This is a genomic window from Chimaeribacter coloradensis (genome assembly GCF_002858715.1).
GTDB classification, from domain to species: Bacteria; Pseudomonadota; Gammaproteobacteria; order Enterobacterales; family Enterobacteriaceae; genus Chimaeribacter; species Chimaeribacter coloradensis.
This window is the reverse complement of record NZ_PJZH01000012.1, coordinates 98,331-113,892: the sequence shown is the minus strand read 5'-3', so window position 1 is coordinate 113,892 and position 15,562 is coordinate 98,331. Positions and strand designations below refer to the sequence as shown.

Here is a 15,562-nt window from a genome sequence, read left to right as displayed (position 1 = left end):
CCGGCGATAATTCCCACAGGCAAAACCTTTCTTGTTTCTTTCTTACATTCAGCAACGGATTAGCGCCTGCGGGCGCTGTAATCCGCTGTAATTCCATCATAATCTGTCACCCGCTGTGCGCTGCACACGCAGCACGCCCCGATTGACTGCTGAGAACCCCATGAAAAAGAGACGCCCGGCGATGCCCGGCAAGAAAGCGGCCGCCGCGGCCAAAGGCCCGGCCTCCGCCAAGAACTATTCCTCTGTCCGCTTTGTCTGGATTTGCGCCGGGATACTGGTCTGCTTCTTCCTGCTGGTGGCGCGGGTCGGCGACCTCCAGCTGCTCAATGACAAGCAGCTCACCGACCAGGCTGACCAGCGCTCGATCCGTACCCAGGTGGTGCCGACCAACCGCGGCATGATCACCGACCGCAACGGCGAGGCGCTGGCGGTCAGTGTCGCCTCGCGCGACATCATCCTCGACCCGAAACATATCCTGGAAGCGGACACCCAGCTCAACAATGAGCGCTGGCAGAGTTTCGCCAGCGTGCTGAAGATCCCGCTCAGCCAGCTCCAGCAGATGATCCAGGCCAACCCGCACAAGCGCTTCCTGTTCGCCGCCCATAAAGTGGATACCGAAGTGGCGGAGTATGTCACCAAGCTGCACCTGACCGGCGTCAGCACCCAGCAGGATTTCAGCCGCTTCTACCCGATGGGGCAGGACGCCGCCGCGCTGGTGGGCATCGTCGGGATGGATAACCAGGGGCTGGAGGGGATCGAACTCGGCTTTAACCACCTGTTGCAGGGCAAATCGGGCCTGCGCGTCTACCAGAAAGATGGGCATGGCGCGGTGATTGGGTTGCTGAAAAATATTGACCCGGTGGCCCCGCCCAACGTCACGCTGAGCATCGACAAGTTCCTGCAATATGTGCTTTACGCCCATATCCGTGACGGCGTGCTGCTCAACCAGGCGGACTCCGGCTGCGCAGTGCTGGTGGACGTGAACACCGGCGAGATCCTCGGCATGGCGAGTTACCCGTCGTTCAACCCGAACAACCTGGCCGACACGCCGCCGGGCAACATCCGCAACGTCGCCAGCAGCGACAGCTTCGAACCCGGCTCCACGGTAAAACCGCTGGTGGTGATGACCGGGCTGGCGCGCCACCTGATCCGCCCGGACTCGGTACTCGACACCCACCCCTATCGGGTGAACGGTCACCTGATCCGGGACGTCGGCAACTGGCCGGAGCTGACGGTGACCGGCATCCTGCAGAAGTCGAGTGACATTGCCGTGTCGCATATTGCGCTGGCGATGCCCGCCAACGTGCTGGTGGATGTCTACCACAGTTTCGGCCTCGGCCAGCCCACCGACCTCGGCATGGGCAATGAGAGCAGCGGCTACTTCCCGCTCCACCGCCAGATGTGGTCGAACATCGACCGCGCCACCTTCTCCTTCGGCTACGGCCTGCGCGTGACGCCGCTCCAGATGGCGCGCGAGTATGCGGCCATCGGCGCCTTCGGCCTCTACCGCCCGCTGTCGATCACCAAAGTGACGCCGCCGGTGATGGGCACCCAGGTGATGGACCCGGAGATTGTGAAAACCGTGGTGCATATGATGGAGAGCGACGCCCTGCCGGGCGGCAGCGGCCTGAGTGCGGCGGTGCCGGGCTACCGGCTGGCGATCAAAACCGGCACGGCCGAAAAGATGGGCAAGAACGGCAAGTATGACGGCGGCTACATCAACTACACCGCCGGGGTCGCCCCGGCGAGCAACCCGCGGGTGGCGCTGGTGGTGATGGTCAACAACCCCAAAGCGGGCAAACACTTCGGCGGCTCGGTGGCCGGGCCAATCTTCGGCCAGATCATGGGGCAGGTGATGGAGCACATGAACATCCTGCCGGATGCCCAGCAGCTGAACGTGGTTTCCACCATCAAAGGCTGATTCACAGAGAAGCGGGCGGGAGCGTCTACACTTGAAGGGCTTGCCGGTCACCGGCAGGCCCTTTTCATTATGGAAAAACAGGCTGTTTTGACGAGGCGGCCTGTGTGGAAACGATAAACTGTATTGAAAAGGTGGATTGTGTTGAAAAGGTGGACTGTTTAACGAAAGGGGATGTGATGATGAATGATCGTATCGGCGTGCTGTCAGGGGACATTACGCGGCTGGAAGTGGATGCCATTGTCAATGCAGCGAACAATTCGCTGCTCGGCGGCGGCGGGGTAGACGGTGCCATTCACCGCGCCGGCGGCCCGGCCATCCTGGAGGCGTGCCAGCGCATCGGCGGCTGCAAAACCGGTGACGCGGTGATCACTCTCGGTGGCGATCTGCCGGCCAAATGGGTGATTCATGCCGTCGGCCCGCGCTGGGAAGGCGGGAGCCAGGGCGAGGCGGACTTATTGCGCAGCGCCTACCTGCGCAGTTTTGATCTGGTGGCGCAATATGGCCTGCGCCGGGTGGCGTTTCCCAACATCAGCACCGGCATTTACGGCTTCCCGAAACTCGAGGCGGCACAGATCGCGATAGAGGTCACGCAGACGGTGCTCAGCACCGACCCGGCGATTGAAGAGGTGCTGTTTGTCTGTTTCGACCCGGAGAACCTGATGATCTACCGCGAGCTGCTCGGCCAGCCGCAAGCAGGGGAGGCGACCCCACCTGCCTGATCGTGCCGGTAGGTGACCCAGGTCAGCGGGGCGTCATCCCCCTGGGTGACCCGGCAACTGTACTCAAACACGGTGCCGTCCTGTAAAAACCCCAGCGCGCGCTGCTCCAGCACCGGCCGTTGCCGGTCAATGCCCAGGGCCTGCGCCATCTCCCCGGACGGCATCCTGGCCTGCAGCGCCTGTTCGCTGCGGTCAATCACCCAGTGCTTTACCTTCTCGACATAGTCATAGGTTGAGGATTGCATCACCGCATAGCTCAGGTCAGGGAACAGTGCCAGCGGCAGCCAGACCTCCTCAAAGGCGACCGGAGTCTGCCGGATAAATTGCCGCCGCCGTACCTGGTAAACCCGCTCGCCGCTTTTCAGCCTTAATGCCGTACGCACCGTTTCATCCGGCAGCACCACGGCGAAATCCAGCACTTCGTAATATGCGCTGAGCGACTCAGGCCCGCGTGCAGCTGGTGCGCTGTGTGGCGCCTCTCCACGCGGGCCGGCCGGGACAGGTTCCTGTGGGCCGGGAGTGGGCCGCGCCTCTTCTGCCAGTGGGGCGAGCGCGTCCTGTACATCGCGCACATAACGCCCGCGCCCCTGGATACTCTTAATCACCTGCTGGTCAGTAAGCACTTTCAATGCCTGACGCACCGTCACCCGGCTGACACCATACTGCTCACCCAGTTGCGCTTCGGTCGGCAGGGCATCACCTGCTTTCAGCTGCCCACTGGCGACCTGTTGGCAGAGGGTATCGGCAATTTCACGGTAACGCGGTTTCTTTGTCATCAGCAGCAGGTTCCATAACAAAAAAGGACTGACAGCAGAGTAGCACACGTGAGGGTTGGATAAAGATAATACAACCCTTCGGTTAAATAGGTTGTATTGTTTTGTGACTTGTATCATGCGATGTCTGGTCAGGAGGCCTGCATTGCATTGATCATATGAATTACCATTGGTTGTATTGTCTGTGGGGCTGCCAAAGCGTCGTGGGAGCAAGAGAGCGCAGGGCATACAACGAGACATTGCTTGTCTTATTGATTGTGTGATCTGATCGGTTCTTTACCTGGCCGTTCATTGTTGTGTTGTATTAATACAAGCATAACCAATACAACACCCCTGCGATGCCCCTGGCCTGTACAGCATCGCTGCCCGTAGCCCTTCGTATTTTCTTACACCTGGCAGGGTTTGGTTTCGGGAAAAGGGTCGCGCGGCCAGATCCTTTCTCCTATACTTTCCATAGCATTAATCCTAAATTTACCGCGCCCGCTGACAGGCGGGCGTTATAAAAAGGTGAGTCATGAGTCATCGTGCGACAGAACATGTGGTTTTGCTGGATGCCAACCATCAACAGATTGGGATCATGGATAAATCGCAGGTTCACACCGCTTCTACGCCGCTGCATCTGGCCTTTTCCTGCTATATCTTCAACGCCGAAGGAAAATTGCTGATTACCCGGCGCGCTATCAGCAAAGTGGCCTGGCCGGGCGTCTGGACTAACTCGGTGTGCGGCCACCCACAACTGGGCGAAACCATGCAGGCCGCGGTTAACCGCCGCTGCCGGTATGAGATTGGCCTGGAGGTGGAGGAGGTGACGCTTATCACCGACGACTTCCAGTACCGCGCCACCGACGCCTCCGGCATTGTGGAGAACGAGTACTGCCCGATCTTCCGCGCCTTCACGGAGAGCACGCCCACGCCGCGCCACAGTGAAGTAATGGACTACCAGTGGGTAACGCTTGATTCCCTCTACGACGGGGCCGCCGCCGTGCCCTGGGCCTTCAGCCCCTGGATGGTGAAGCAACTGGCGCTGCTGCGCGCAATGAATGCCTTCAGCACCCCGATGCAACCGGCGCACAGTGTGTAACAAGCGGAATATTCCCGCTTCCCGGATTTCCCTTACAGCTTCTTGGCCCGCAAAAAAGGGCGCGCCGGCAGAACCGCGCGCCCTGATCGACACATCTGCCCGCCTCACAAAGGCTTAATCACCACCTTTCCCTGGCGTTCAGCCGCGGCTTTCGCGGCCATAAAGCGTTTAACCATTGCCGCTTTTCCCGCGCGGATGGCCTGATAATCTATGTGCTCCTCAGGCTGGGCAGCCCGGCGTCCGTATCGCATAACATGCTCCGTTGATTACACAAGTAAGGTTACGTTGTTCTGCAAATTTTCTGATATATCGCGTATAGAGGGTATTAAGCTGCTTATTTTCCGCGACAAAATAGAGCAGGTGGATTTTCTCATTTTTCGCTATCGTAAACATGATATCCATCAAGGTCTGGTATAAATAATGAAGCGCTTTCAGGGGCAGGGATGACGCGCCTTCAGGCCTTTTGAAAATGTCATCAGGGTTCTGGTCTTCCTGCATACGGTCATAAAAACTGACGACCCGCACAGAGAGAGTATAAAGGTCACTCCCCAGCATGTTGTGCATGGTTTCCGCGGCGACCGGGTCAAGGCTTGGAGAGCAGAATATTAACCGGAACTGCCGCGCCTGTTGCTTATGCCCATTAAAATCAAACGCAATATCAAGATAGCTCCCTCCTTCAAACAGAACCAGACCGCTGTTTATCACTCTGTGTTTACACATTTCACCCGTCATCCTTTTCAGGTCAGCCATGCTGTTATGGTCCGCAGAAGTATGCAACGAAGGCGCGCGGTATTGATGACAGTCTCGTGACGGCGTCACGTTTTGCGATCTTTTTCCCAGGTAAATTGGCGACGTTTCACGGGTTACCTGACAGGCGCTTCTGCTCCCCATCAATCACCTGATCTCCCTGGCATTTCTGGTTTTTCCTCTATAGTTAATGGCGGTGCCGGTTATTTCACCTCTGCAACACCGGCGTCCTTTCCTGTGGTATTGCCTGGGCGCGCCTTATCCGGCTGCCCCCTTTGATAAGGAGTAAGTGAATGACCCCCACCGGTAATTCGCGGCACGCGGCACGCCCCTCGGCACCCGCCGTGGCGCTGTATGAGCTGCTTAACCCGCTTCCGTTCGGCTTTTTCACCGCCGCCTGGATCTTCGATATTCTCTACGTCAAAACCTATGACGTGTTCTGGACGCACGCCGCCAGCTGGCTGATTGTGCTGGGGCTGATCCTCGCCATCATCCCGCGGCTGATCAATCTGGTGCAGGTGTGGGTCGGCCACCGCTACCCGCAAGGCTCCCCGGTCAAGGTGCATTTCTGGGCCAACGCGCTGGCGGTGGTGCTGGCGATTGTGAACGCCTTTATCCATAGCCGTGACGCCTACGCGGTGGTGCCGGAGGGGGTAATCCTCTCTACGCTGGTGGTGCTGCTGATGGCCTTTGCCGCAGTGCACCTGGCCCTGCGCGGCCGCCACACCGCTGAAATTCAAGGAGTGACCCGATGAGAAACCTGCGCACGCTTTCCCTGCTGGCCGTTGCCGTCTGCCTGGCGGGTTGTGATAACGGTGCCACCCTTGACCCGAACACGCAGGTCGGCCCCGACCCGCAACTGCCGGAAGCGAAAAACTTCCTGCTACCGCCGATGCAGGTGCCCAGCGGGGTCGCCTGGAAAACGGGGGAGACGCCGAAAGTGCCCGCCGGGCTGAAGATTGAGAAAGTGGCCGACGGCCTGATGCACCCGCGCCAGCTCTATGTGCTGCCGAATAACGATGTGCTGGTGGTCGAGGCCAATGGCCCGTCGAAAACGCCGAACCGGCCGAAGCAGCTGATCATGGGGGTGGTGCAGCAGTCCTCCGGCAAGGGCGGGCCGGGCGGCAACCGCATCACGCTGCTGCGCAACAATAACGGCACCTGGGAGAAGCACATTTTCCTGGAGAACCTCTACTCGCCGTTTGGCGTACAGCTGATCGGCAACACGCTCTATGTCGCCAATGCCGATGCGATCCGGAAATACGCCTACACGCCGGGCGCCACGCGGATCACCGACCCCGGCACCGAGCTGGCTGACCTGCCCGGCGGGCCGATCAACCACCACTGGACCAAAGCGCTGCTGGCCAGCCCCGACGGCAGCAAGCTCTACGCCGGTATCGGCTCCAACAGTAACATCACTGAAAACGGCCTCGGCAACGAGTACCGCCGTGCCGCGGTGCTGGAAGTGGACACCGCCAGCGGCGCGAGCCGGGTCTATGCCAGCGGCCTGCGTAACCCCACCGGGTTGCAGTGGGAGCCGCAGACCGGCAAGCTCTGGGCGATCGTCAACGAGCGCGATGAGATCGGTGCGGATTTGGTGCCGGACTACATGACCTCGGTGCAGGAGGGCGGCTTCTACGGCTGGCCATACAGCTACTTCGGCCAGCATATTGATGAGCGCGTCCGCCCGCAGCGGCCGGATCTGGTGGAGAAGGCGATCAAGCCGGACTACGCCCTCAGCTCCCACGTGGCACCGCTCGGCCTGCTGTTCTACACCGGCAGCAATCTGGCCGACTACCGCGGCGGGGCGTTTGTCAGTGAGCACGGGAGCTGGAACCGCAAGCCGCTGAACGGTTACCGCGTCTCCTGGGTGGCGTTCCGTGACGGCAAACCGGTGGGCGAGCCAAAACCGGTGGTCACCGGCTTCCTGACGGATGACCAGAAAGAGGTGCGCGGCCTGCCGGTCGGGCTGGCGCAGGACCAGCAGGGCGGCCTGCTGATCGCCGATGATGCCGGTAACGTGGTCTGGCGCGTGACCTCAGCCGCAACGCCGTGACACCGTCACTGAATGCAGTAACGCCGCAGAGATAATGCGGCGTTATCGTGACACTGTCACAAAACCGGGGGCCATTGCGCCCCCGGTCTCTTTATCTTTTCCTGCCTTCCCCTCTGGCAGAGGGATCAATACTCGAACTGGCGGTAGTAACGGCGAATATCCAGGCTGTGGCCGGTCTGCTGTTCAAAGTGTGCCGCCAGCCGGTCAACCAGCAGCGTCGACACGATGCAGGGGGCCAGCAGCGGGCGGAATTCATCGTCTATCCCGTCCAGCGCGTAGTCACGCGGGTCAATCACCACCGGCTGCGCGCCGATCTGGCGGGCAAAGCGTTCGACCCGATCATCCAGCGCGCGGCAACGCCCTTCACCTTTGACCAGGAACAGCGGCGTATCCTTCTCCAGCAGCTCCAGCGTGCCGTGGAAGAACTCCGCCGAGGTCACTGCTTTGGTGCGCTTCCACTGCATCTCCTCCAGGATACACATCGAGAAGAGGTAGACTTCGCCCCACATCTCCGCGCCGCCGACCCACATCATATAGTCCGCCTGATGGTAACGGCGGGCGATCGCCGCGGCCTGGGGGTCAAACTGCTGCTTGGCGCGCAGCAGGTTATCCGGCAGCCGGGCGAGCTGCGGCGCAAAGCGCGCATAGGCGCTGAAGTCACCGTTCAGGGAGAGCAGGCGGAAAAAGAGCCAGAACAGCAGCATATATTCAAACTCCACGCCGTTTTTATGCCGCATCGGAATGTGCCAGGTGGCGGCCTGCGCCAGCGGGGACGCCGCCTCGCGGGTGATGGCGACCACGCGGATGCCCTGTTCGCGGCACCAGCGGGCCACTGCCACCGACTCGCGGGTATCGCCCGATTTGGACAACGTCACCACCACCGAGGCGGGGGTCAGCTGTTTGTGGCCCTGCGCCATCAGCTCCGCTGCCTGCTCAGTAAACACCGGCAGGCCGGTCATCTCCTTGGCGAACGCCTGAACCGCCATCATCGGGGCCAGTGAGCCGCCCACCGACGCGAAAAAGAGGTTACTGAAACCGGCAGCGTGAATTGCCCCGGCGACCTGTTCCGCGGTATCGCGCGCAGCGATGATCTCACGGGTACTGGTCAGGTACTCGTCCTGATTAAATCCTAACATGGGCATCTCTCCTGGAAGGGGAATTAAACTTTGCTCTTTAATACCTGGTCAAAGTCATCAAAAATACGGATGTTGAGATCCACGCCGCGCAATGCCGCGAGGTGGAATGACAATAACTGGAACGGCACAATTAATTGCAGCGTGGAAAAAGGGTGGTTGGATGGAATGCCCAACGAAAGAGTATTTTCCGCAGGCTCATCACTCTCCAGCGTCATAGTAAATACTTCGCTGACGTAGGGGCGCATATAATCGCGCAGCGCCCGCAGGCGAGTATTTTTCTGGTGCTCAATAAAAAAGAGCAGGTGGGATCGGTTGGCCTCCAGATACGGGCCGTGCATATAGGCTTCCAGCTCAACGCCGCTGGCGGGCAGCCGTACCGTTTCGGTGAGTTTGGTTTCCGCCTCCTTCGCGACGCCGAGCAGCGCACCGTAGCCGATCGCCACGTAGCGCGAGGCGGCCAGCCAGGCGGCGCGGTGCTGCCGGATAAAGGCCTCACTTTTCTCAATCACCGTTGGCAGCGCCGCGGCCAGCGTATGCAGCGCATCCCGCTCGGCGGCCGCCGCGGCCCGGCTGACCGTGCCCTGGCTTTCGGCAATCAGCAGGGCGATCAGCAGCAGGTTCAGCACCGTGGCGCTGAAGCCACGGGTGACAAAGCCGACCTGTTCGATACCGGTGTTGAGGTCAAGCACGCCGTCTGCCGCCTGCGCCGCTGCACTGGCCGGATCGGCCGTCAGGCAGAACACCGGCAGGCCCGCCGCCTGCACCTTTTGCATCGCAGCCAGGGTCGAGGCACTCTTGCCGCTCTGGCTGATGGCCAGCACCAGCGAGGTCGCCGGATCGATGCGCTCATAATAGGTAAAATAGTCCGGCTCTTTCAGATCCACCAGAATGCCGAAGGTCTCCTCGAAATAACTCCGGGCGCAGAGCGCGGCATTATAGGAGGAGCCGGTCGCCAGCAGCATCATTCTTTTTACCGGTTTTCCGGCCAGCGCGTTTTTTAACGGAAGTAAGTTTTCCGGGTATTCCCGCACTATTTTCGCCAGCGCGTCCGGTGTGCCGTAAATATAGGTCAGCATGGTTGCGTTCATCATATTTCCTTAGAGTATGCCCAGCCAGGAACCGGCAATGCCCACCACGGCCATGCCGCCCAATATCGCCAGGGGTTTGACTTTCCGCCCCAGCAGCCAATAGACGATGCCGAAACTCAGCAACGGCAACAAACAGGGCATCACGTTGTTAATAATCGACTGCACCTCGGTTTTGGCATCACCGCTGCCGAAGCTGAGCGGGATGGTGATGTTGATCATCGAGGCCGTCATGCCGCCCACCACCATCAGGCCGATCACCGACGCGCCGAAGGTCAGGCTCTCCATCATGCCGCTCTGCTGCACCCGCTGGAGCACCCCGGTGCCCAGCACATAGCCCCAGCGGGTAAAGAGGTAGCGCAGCGCAATGTGCGGGACGTTAAACACCAGCAGGAACAGCAGCGGCCCAAGCAAACTGCCTTGCAGCGCCAGACTGGTGCCGATCCCGGTGGCGATCAGGCGCAGCGTCCCCCAGAAGAAGGAGTCACCCAGCCCGGCCAGCGGCCCCATCAGAGAGGCTTTGACGTTATCGATGGAGGCGGCGTCCATGTCGCGTTGGTTGCTGTTTTTCTCCTCCATCGCGGCAGTGATGCCGAGGATCAGCGTCACGATGTGCGGCGTGGTATTGAAGAACACCAGGTGCCGCTTCAGCGCCGCCGCCAGATCCTCTTTACGCGGGTAGAGCCTCTTCAGCACCGGGATCAACGTGTAGACAAACGCCAGGTTCATCTGCCGTTCATAGTTCCAGGAGAACTCCATCTGGAACGAGCGCCAGAAGAGGCGGCGCAGATCCCGCGCGGTGAGGGCCTGGGCGGGCGCGTCGCTCTCCGCGCGTTCCTCAGAAATCATCTTCATCGTCATAGCGTGCTCCTTGTGCGGCGGCGGTGTGCGCGTTCAGGCGGGTCATATTCACCATGATCACGGCGATAATCGCGCCGAGGATGGCGATGCCCGTGACCGGGATTTTCAGGTAGGCCATCAGCACAAAGCCGAGGAAAAAGTAGGGCGCAACCCGTTTGGTGATCAACAACCGCGCCAGCATGGCGAAGCCCAGCGCCGGGATAATGCCGGTCGCGACGCTCAGCCCATGTTTGATGAACTCCGGGATCGCATCCAGCAGTGATTTGACCGCCGCGCTGCCCACCAGGAAGGAGACGGTAACCACCGCCGCCAGCATCAAAGACATGCCGAACCCGGCCAGCAGGTGCATCCGCTCAATGCCGCGGGTGTCTGCGTCGGCTGCGAAGGCGTCCGCCCGCTGGTTAAGCAGCGGAATAAACAGCCCGAGGTAGATATTTTTCAGTACCAGCGTCAGGGTGGCGATCGGCAACCCCAGCAGCAGGGCGGTTTCCGTTCCGGCCCCGGAGGTGATGGCAAACGCCACCCCCAGAATGCCGCCGGTCACCACATCCGGCGGGATAGAGGCCCCCACCGAGAAGGAGCCGATAAACGCCAGCTCCAGCGTCGCGCCCATCACAATGCCGGTCTGCACATCCCCCAGTACCAGCCCGGTCAGCAGCCCGGTGACGATAGGGCGTGAAATCAGCGAGGTGCCCAGCGCATATTCCGACTGGGCAATAAACGCAACCAGCCCAAGCAATAGTGCTTCTGCCATAATTTTCCCCAGACTCAGAGAGACTCGTTAAACAGCACTTTCCGGTCATTGGGTACCTGCCGGATTTCCACTTCCGTACCCGCCTGAATAATGTCATGTAATTGTTCTATCTCCTGCGGCAATAAATTAATCGCCCTGGAAATCGTGCGGCTGCCGTCACGCGCTTTTACCCCACCCAGGTTAATGCTGGTTATTTCCGGAACGGCGTTCACCAGGCGGCAGGCATCTGCCACCGACTCCACCACAATAAACAGGCGGTATTTATCGGTGACGCCGCTTTTTAATGACTCAATGGCGTCGCTGATATTTTTAATCACCAGTTTTACTGACGGCGGTTTTGCCAGCTTAAGGGTGGTTTTGCGCAGCTCATCATCCGGTACGCTGTCGTTGGCGATCAGGATGCAATCAGCGCCGATAAACTGCGTCCAGGAAAAGGCAACCTGACCATGAAGTAAGCGGTGGTCAACCCGCAACAGGGTGATCATAGGGCTCTCCGTATCAGAAATCTTTGTCAGTTAACGGGGCGGCGGCAAGGGTATGGTTACAATACTGGAGGCTCTCCCGCGCATTATTCAGGGCTTCTTCAATCAGGGCAGTCATATTTTCTTCCGGAGGTGCAATCAGCAGGTCAATAATAAGCGGCAGGTTCACCCCGGCCAGCAGATGGAAATGGGGGCGGTGAATAAAGCGGATAAATTCATTATTGATACTGCCGGCGAAAATATCGGTCAGGGCGATCACTTCCTCCTCCTCAGGAAAAGAGGAGATTATCGCGGTAATACGTGCGCTGAGATCCTCTTCCTCCCCAAGATAAGCGCACAGCGTATGAATATTTTCCTGTTTCCCTAATATCAGCTCGACGGAGTTAACAATACCGGCGGCAAAAGTGCCGTGGCTGGCAACGATATAGTGGCGTTTCATCCCGACCTCTGTGGTGAATGTTCTCTGTAAAGAGAGTGCAACCCCTATGCCAAAAAAAGTGGCGGACAGGGGCGCAGCGGGGCGGGCGGGGTTAAAACTCTTGATCGTAATGGAGAAATTCTGTTTCAGAATAGAGAATATCGTGGACGTAACAGAGCTCCGGCTCCGGGATTTTGACACTGTAACTGCTCTCAATGACACTAAAGGCGTCCCGCAGCGGGATCAGGTGGCGGCGTTGACACTGGGCGCGCGTCACCGGCCGGCTCTGGATCGCCGCCTGCCGGATCAGGCGCTCAATCAGACAGCTGATATGGATGTAGAGCGCGACTTTTTTGTTATTCGGCAGCGTGGTGCCGGCCAGGTGTTCATAGCGCACAAAGAACTGCTCAACCTGATTGATCACTTTACCGGTGTCGAGGATGGTCACTGACTCGATCACCCGCCGCAGGGAAAAGTTTTTCACAATCAGGTTATTAATCTCCTCCACGCCCGCCGGGGAGGTGATGCCGCGGAAAATCGCCGTCACCGTGTCGCTGCCTTGCCCGGCCAGCAGCGACTCCAGCGAGAGCCAGGGCACGGCGGGGATGTGCGGGTCGAGCGTGCCGACGATCGCCAGCACCTCAAAGCGCGCCAGCAGTGAGGCGAGGCGGCCGGGGTCGGTCAGGGCATCGGCCTCGTAGGCCACCACATCGATCGCCAGTTCCGCCGGGATGCTCGCTTTCAGCAGGGCGCTCAGGTTTGTGGCCGCACCGATACCGGTGGCGCAGGTGGTGATGATCGCCCGCGGTTTGTTGCGGCTTGGCCAGATGATCTGCTGCTCCACCGGCAAATCCTCCGCGGCCTGTGCGGCGATATCCTCCAGCGCGTCGCCCCGGAGGATACGTTCGCCCACATAGAGCGCCATGCGCGTCGAGACGTTATTAATGATCGCCACCGGCGTGGAGAGCGAGCGGGTAAAGTAGCGGTGAATGTCGGTGAGTGACCCCATATCCACCAGGATCAGCAGGTTGGCGGCCAGGCTGTTATGTTCCAGATAGGCCATGACCTCCTGGGCGATCGCCTCCGGCATGACATCCAGCGGCATATCAAAAGACTCAAACACATTCTGCTTCAGCAGCCGGTTGGCCACGTTGGCGATGCTGCTGGCCGTGGCGTATCCGTGGGCCAGGATCACCGCCCGCGTCACCAGGGCGTTGTGCTGCACGCCGAGTTTGTTGAGCCAGCAAACAAGAATAATCAAATCAATGGGTTGGGTGCGGATGTCCAGCCGCCGCGCCACCGAGGCCAGCACCTCCTGGCCAAAACGCGTCAGCAGCGGGTAGGTTTGCCCAAGCTGTGCGGCCAGTTGGCGGCACAACTCCCCCTGCGCCGGGGCCGGCTCCTCGTGGTGGTGCTGGGTGAGGTAGTGGGCGAGGGCGTAGATGCCGTCGCCGTTGAACTGGAGCTGGTAACGTTTCTCCAGCCGGTAGAACTCATCGCGCACCTGCGTGGTGGTCAGCAGCAAAAGCTGGGAGTGGTCGCGGTCGCGGTTGTCAAACACCAGCCGGTCAAACAGGTTTTCAATCTCATGGCCGATGCGTTTTTCACAGTCGTCCCAGCCGGTGTGCCCGGCGCGGTAGTGATTGAACTGCGTCAGGATCGTGCGTTGGGTATCACCAATCAGCAGGGCGAGGGGGTCGTGGTGATGCAGCAGCCAGGGCAGGTGGGTTTGCGCATCCAGCTCAATATCCTGGGCGTTGGCGGTGAGGCTGTCCGTGAGCGCCGGGATCTGTGCCATCACCGTTTCCGGCAGATCGTGGATCGAGATCCGCAGGGTGTCATGCGCGGCCTGCCGCGCGAACGCCGAGGCGACGCTGTATTTCACCACGTTGTCCAGCTCGCCGACGTTGCCGCGGTAGACCGCGTGCGTCATCACCGACAGTAGCCGTGGGCTGAGGCTCAGGCGGCGCGCGGTTTTCTTCGCTTCCCGCCAGAAAAATTGCAGGAGCAGCGCCTCTTTTTCTTTGCGGCTGCGGCTCTCCAGCGCCGGCAGCACGACCTGAATCGGGATGCGGCGGATAAAGGTGGTCAGAAAGGTGCTGTGGATCTCCTCTGTGGTAGCGAACACCAGCCTGACCGAGACCGCGTGGCCTCTGGCCGTTTCACCGACCCGGTAGATCTCCCCGCGGTCGAGCCAGGTAAAGAGTTTCTCCTGGCCTTCGGCATGTAACCGGTGTACCTCGTCCAAAAACAGGATCCCGCCGTCAGCCGCTTCGAACGCGCCGGGCTTGTCCGTTTGCGCGCCGGTGAACGCGCCTTTGACGTAGCCGAACAGATTGCTCGCCAGCAGCTCCGGGTTATTGGCATATTGCGCGCAGTTAAAGGCAATGAAGGGCGCGTCCGGTTCGATCAGCGCCTGGCTGATGGCGTACTGGTGCATCAGCTGCGCCAGATAACTTTTGCCGGTGCCGCTGTCCCCGGTGATCAGCAGCGGCAGGCCGCCGTCCGGGTAGAACAGGGCCGTTTTAAGCTGCTCGATCGGCTTTTTCAGCGAGCCGTCATGGCCGGTCAACAGGGCAAAGTGGTCAGGCAGCGGCGGCGGTTGCTGGTTGTCCGCCAGCAACGCATCGATGCTGGCGTATTCCTGTTTCGACAGCGGGTAGAACTGCTGCTCAAACGCCTTACGGTGCAGGAAGTAGACCGGCCGGGTGTTCACCTTGATCACCAGACCCTGGGCCACGCACTGGTTCAGGTAGTGGCTGGCGGTATTGCGCTGCAACCCGAAGCGCGCGGCAAGGTACGCGGCGGTAAAGACCTCGCTGCGGTCAGCGGGGTTAAAGAAGTCAGTCTGGTTCATCAGGAAGGTCAGCAGATCATCTTTGCGCATGGGGTCTCCTTGGGTTGATGCATCAAGCGCACATCATGCCGTGAAACGCGTACCCGTCATGCAGGCCAGACAGAAGAGTTCTCTTTTTGCGGGCAGGCGCACAAAAGGGGCAGGGAAGTGAGGAGGGGGAAGGTCAGAAGCCCCGGGCCATCAAAGAGTGAGCATAAGGACGCGACAGCAACACTAAACTGGGATCTCGTTATGCAATTTAACATAATATACATTATATGAACCTAGGTAAGGTTCCGGCAGCCCTGGGGGTTTGGCCTTACTCATCATAGGCTTATCCTGCATAATGTCGTTTTCCCCTGGGCTGGTCCCGGTTTCTGTCCGCCCGGTTTCCGGCACCTGGCCGTGACGTTTTTGCACTGCTGATTGCTGATAACGGCGTCGCCTTCAGATGCCGGTGCTTTCCCGCATCGGGTTTACGATTCATAGTGATGACCGGCACCAGATTAATTCTTCCCTTAATTACCGGTTACGCGCTGCACCTTCGTTCAGCGTGCCGTTCCGGTACATTGGCCCGATAGCCTTATTGCCTTATTGCCTTATTAAAACGATCATCACCCTGAACACCAATCCTGCGACAATTCCCGGTGCACCTGCCTCTGCGCCGCCTGCCCGTTTATCGACGGCACAGGT

General features: G+C 59.7%; 14 protein-coding genes. 5 read left to right on the top strand and 9 right to left on the bottom strand.

The window, feature by feature from the left end; translation table 11 throughout:
• The first annotated feature begins 181 nt into the window (after positions 1 to 181).
• Positions 182 to 1,921 carry a penicillin-binding transpeptidase domain-containing protein gene (locus tag CYR32_RS12995; protein ID WP_101824994.1) on the top strand — a complete coding sequence of 580 codons (1,740 nt, stop codon included), beginning with the start codon at positions 182 to 184 and terminating at the stop codon, positions 1,919 to 1,921.
• Positions 1,922 to 2,100: 179 nt separating this feature from the next.
• Positions 2,101 to 2,640, top strand: a complete 540-nt coding sequence (locus CYR32_RS12990; protein ID WP_206602459.1) for an O-acetyl-ADP-ribose deacetylase — start codon at positions 2,101 to 2,103, stop codon at positions 2,638 to 2,640.
• Here CYR32_RS12990 and CYR32_RS12985 read toward each other — a convergent pair.
• Entirely contained in the window at positions 2,586 to 3,416 is an 831-nt protein-coding gene (locus tag CYR32_RS12985) for a UTRA domain-containing protein (protein ID WP_101824990.1), read from the bottom strand. The two genes, CYR32_RS12990 and CYR32_RS12985, sit on opposite strands and share 55 nt — an antisense overlap.
• A 511-nt stretch (positions 3,417 to 3,927) precedes the next feature.
• Between CYR32_RS12985 and idi the strand changes: the two genes are divergently transcribed.
• Complete coding sequence (idi, locus tag CYR32_RS12980; protein ID WP_101824988.1) at positions 3,928 to 4,494, top strand: isopentenyl-diphosphate Delta-isomerase; 567 nt, start codon at positions 3,928 to 3,930, stop codon at positions 4,492 to 4,494.
• Between the two features lie 219 nt (positions 4,495 to 4,713).
• Here the strand turns inward: idi and CYR32_RS12975 are convergent, their stop codons facing one another.
• Complete coding sequence (locus CYR32_RS12975; RefSeq protein WP_146000698.1) at positions 4,714 to 5,244, bottom strand: hypothetical protein; 531 nt, start codon at positions 5,242 to 5,244, stop codon at positions 4,714 to 4,716.
• Positions 5,245 to 5,534: 290 nt separating this feature from the next.
• Between CYR32_RS12975 and CYR32_RS12970 the strand changes: the two genes are divergently transcribed.
• The gene (locus CYR32_RS12970; protein WP_101824985.1) at positions 5,535 to 5,996 is read left to right on the top strand and encodes a DUF2231 domain-containing protein; all 462 of its coding nucleotides are present in this window, start codon (positions 5,535 to 5,537) and stop codon (positions 5,994 to 5,996) included.
• A complete protein-coding gene (locus CYR32_RS12965; RefSeq protein ID WP_101824983.1) occupies positions 5,993 to 7,297 on the top strand; it encodes a PQQ-dependent sugar dehydrogenase in 1,305 nt (434 codons plus the stop codon). Before CYR32_RS12970 ends, CYR32_RS12965 begins: the two co-directional genes overlap by 4 nt.
• Before the next feature lie 125 nt (positions 7,298 to 7,422).
• Here the strand turns inward: CYR32_RS12965 and CYR32_RS12960 are convergent, their stop codons facing one another.
• The 7 genes from CYR32_RS12960 to CYR32_RS12930 all read right to left on the bottom strand — a co-directional run bounded on the left by CYR32_RS12960 (position 7,423) and on the right by CYR32_RS12930 (position 14,920).
• Entirely contained in the window at positions 7,423 to 8,433 is a 1,011-nt protein-coding gene (locus tag CYR32_RS12960; RefSeq protein WP_101824981.1) for an SIS domain-containing protein, read from the bottom strand.
• Positions 8,434 to 8,456: 23 nt separating this feature from the next.
• Positions 8,457 to 9,521 carry an SIS domain-containing protein gene (locus CYR32_RS12955; protein WP_101824979.1) on the bottom strand — a complete coding sequence of 355 codons (1,065 nt, stop codon included), beginning with the start codon at positions 9,519 to 9,521 and terminating at the stop codon, positions 8,457 to 8,459.
• A 9-nt stretch (positions 9,522 to 9,530) separates the two neighbouring features.
• Positions 9,531 to 10,379: a PTS system mannose/fructose/sorbose family transporter subunit IID gene (locus CYR32_RS12950; protein ID WP_101824977.1), complete on the bottom strand. Its 849-nt coding sequence runs from the start codon at positions 10,377 to 10,379 to the stop codon at positions 9,531 to 9,533.
• The gene (locus CYR32_RS12945; protein ID WP_101824975.1) at positions 10,357 to 11,133 is read right to left on the bottom strand and encodes a PTS mannose/fructose/sorbose/N-acetylgalactosamine transporter subunit IIC; all 777 of its coding nucleotides are present in this window, start codon (positions 11,131 to 11,133) and stop codon (positions 10,357 to 10,359) included. Before CYR32_RS12945 ends, CYR32_RS12950 begins: the two co-directional genes overlap by 23 nt.
• A gap of 14 nt (positions 11,134 to 11,147) precedes the next feature.
• Positions 11,148 to 11,618, bottom strand: a complete 471-nt coding sequence (locus tag CYR32_RS12940; protein ID WP_101824973.1) for a PTS sugar transporter subunit IIB — start codon at positions 11,616 to 11,618, stop codon at positions 11,148 to 11,150.
• 13 nt (positions 11,619 to 11,631) lie between these two features.
• Complete coding sequence (locus CYR32_RS12935) at positions 11,632 to 12,054, bottom strand: PTS sugar transporter subunit IIA (protein ID WP_101824971.1); 423 nt, start codon at positions 12,052 to 12,054, stop codon at positions 11,632 to 11,634.
• A gap of 91 nt (positions 12,055 to 12,145) precedes the next feature.
• A complete protein-coding gene (locus CYR32_RS12930; protein ID WP_101824969.1) occupies positions 12,146 to 14,920 on the bottom strand; it encodes a sigma-54-dependent transcriptional regulator in 2,775 nt (924 codons plus the stop codon).
• Positions 14,921 to 15,562 lie beyond the last annotated feature (642 nt).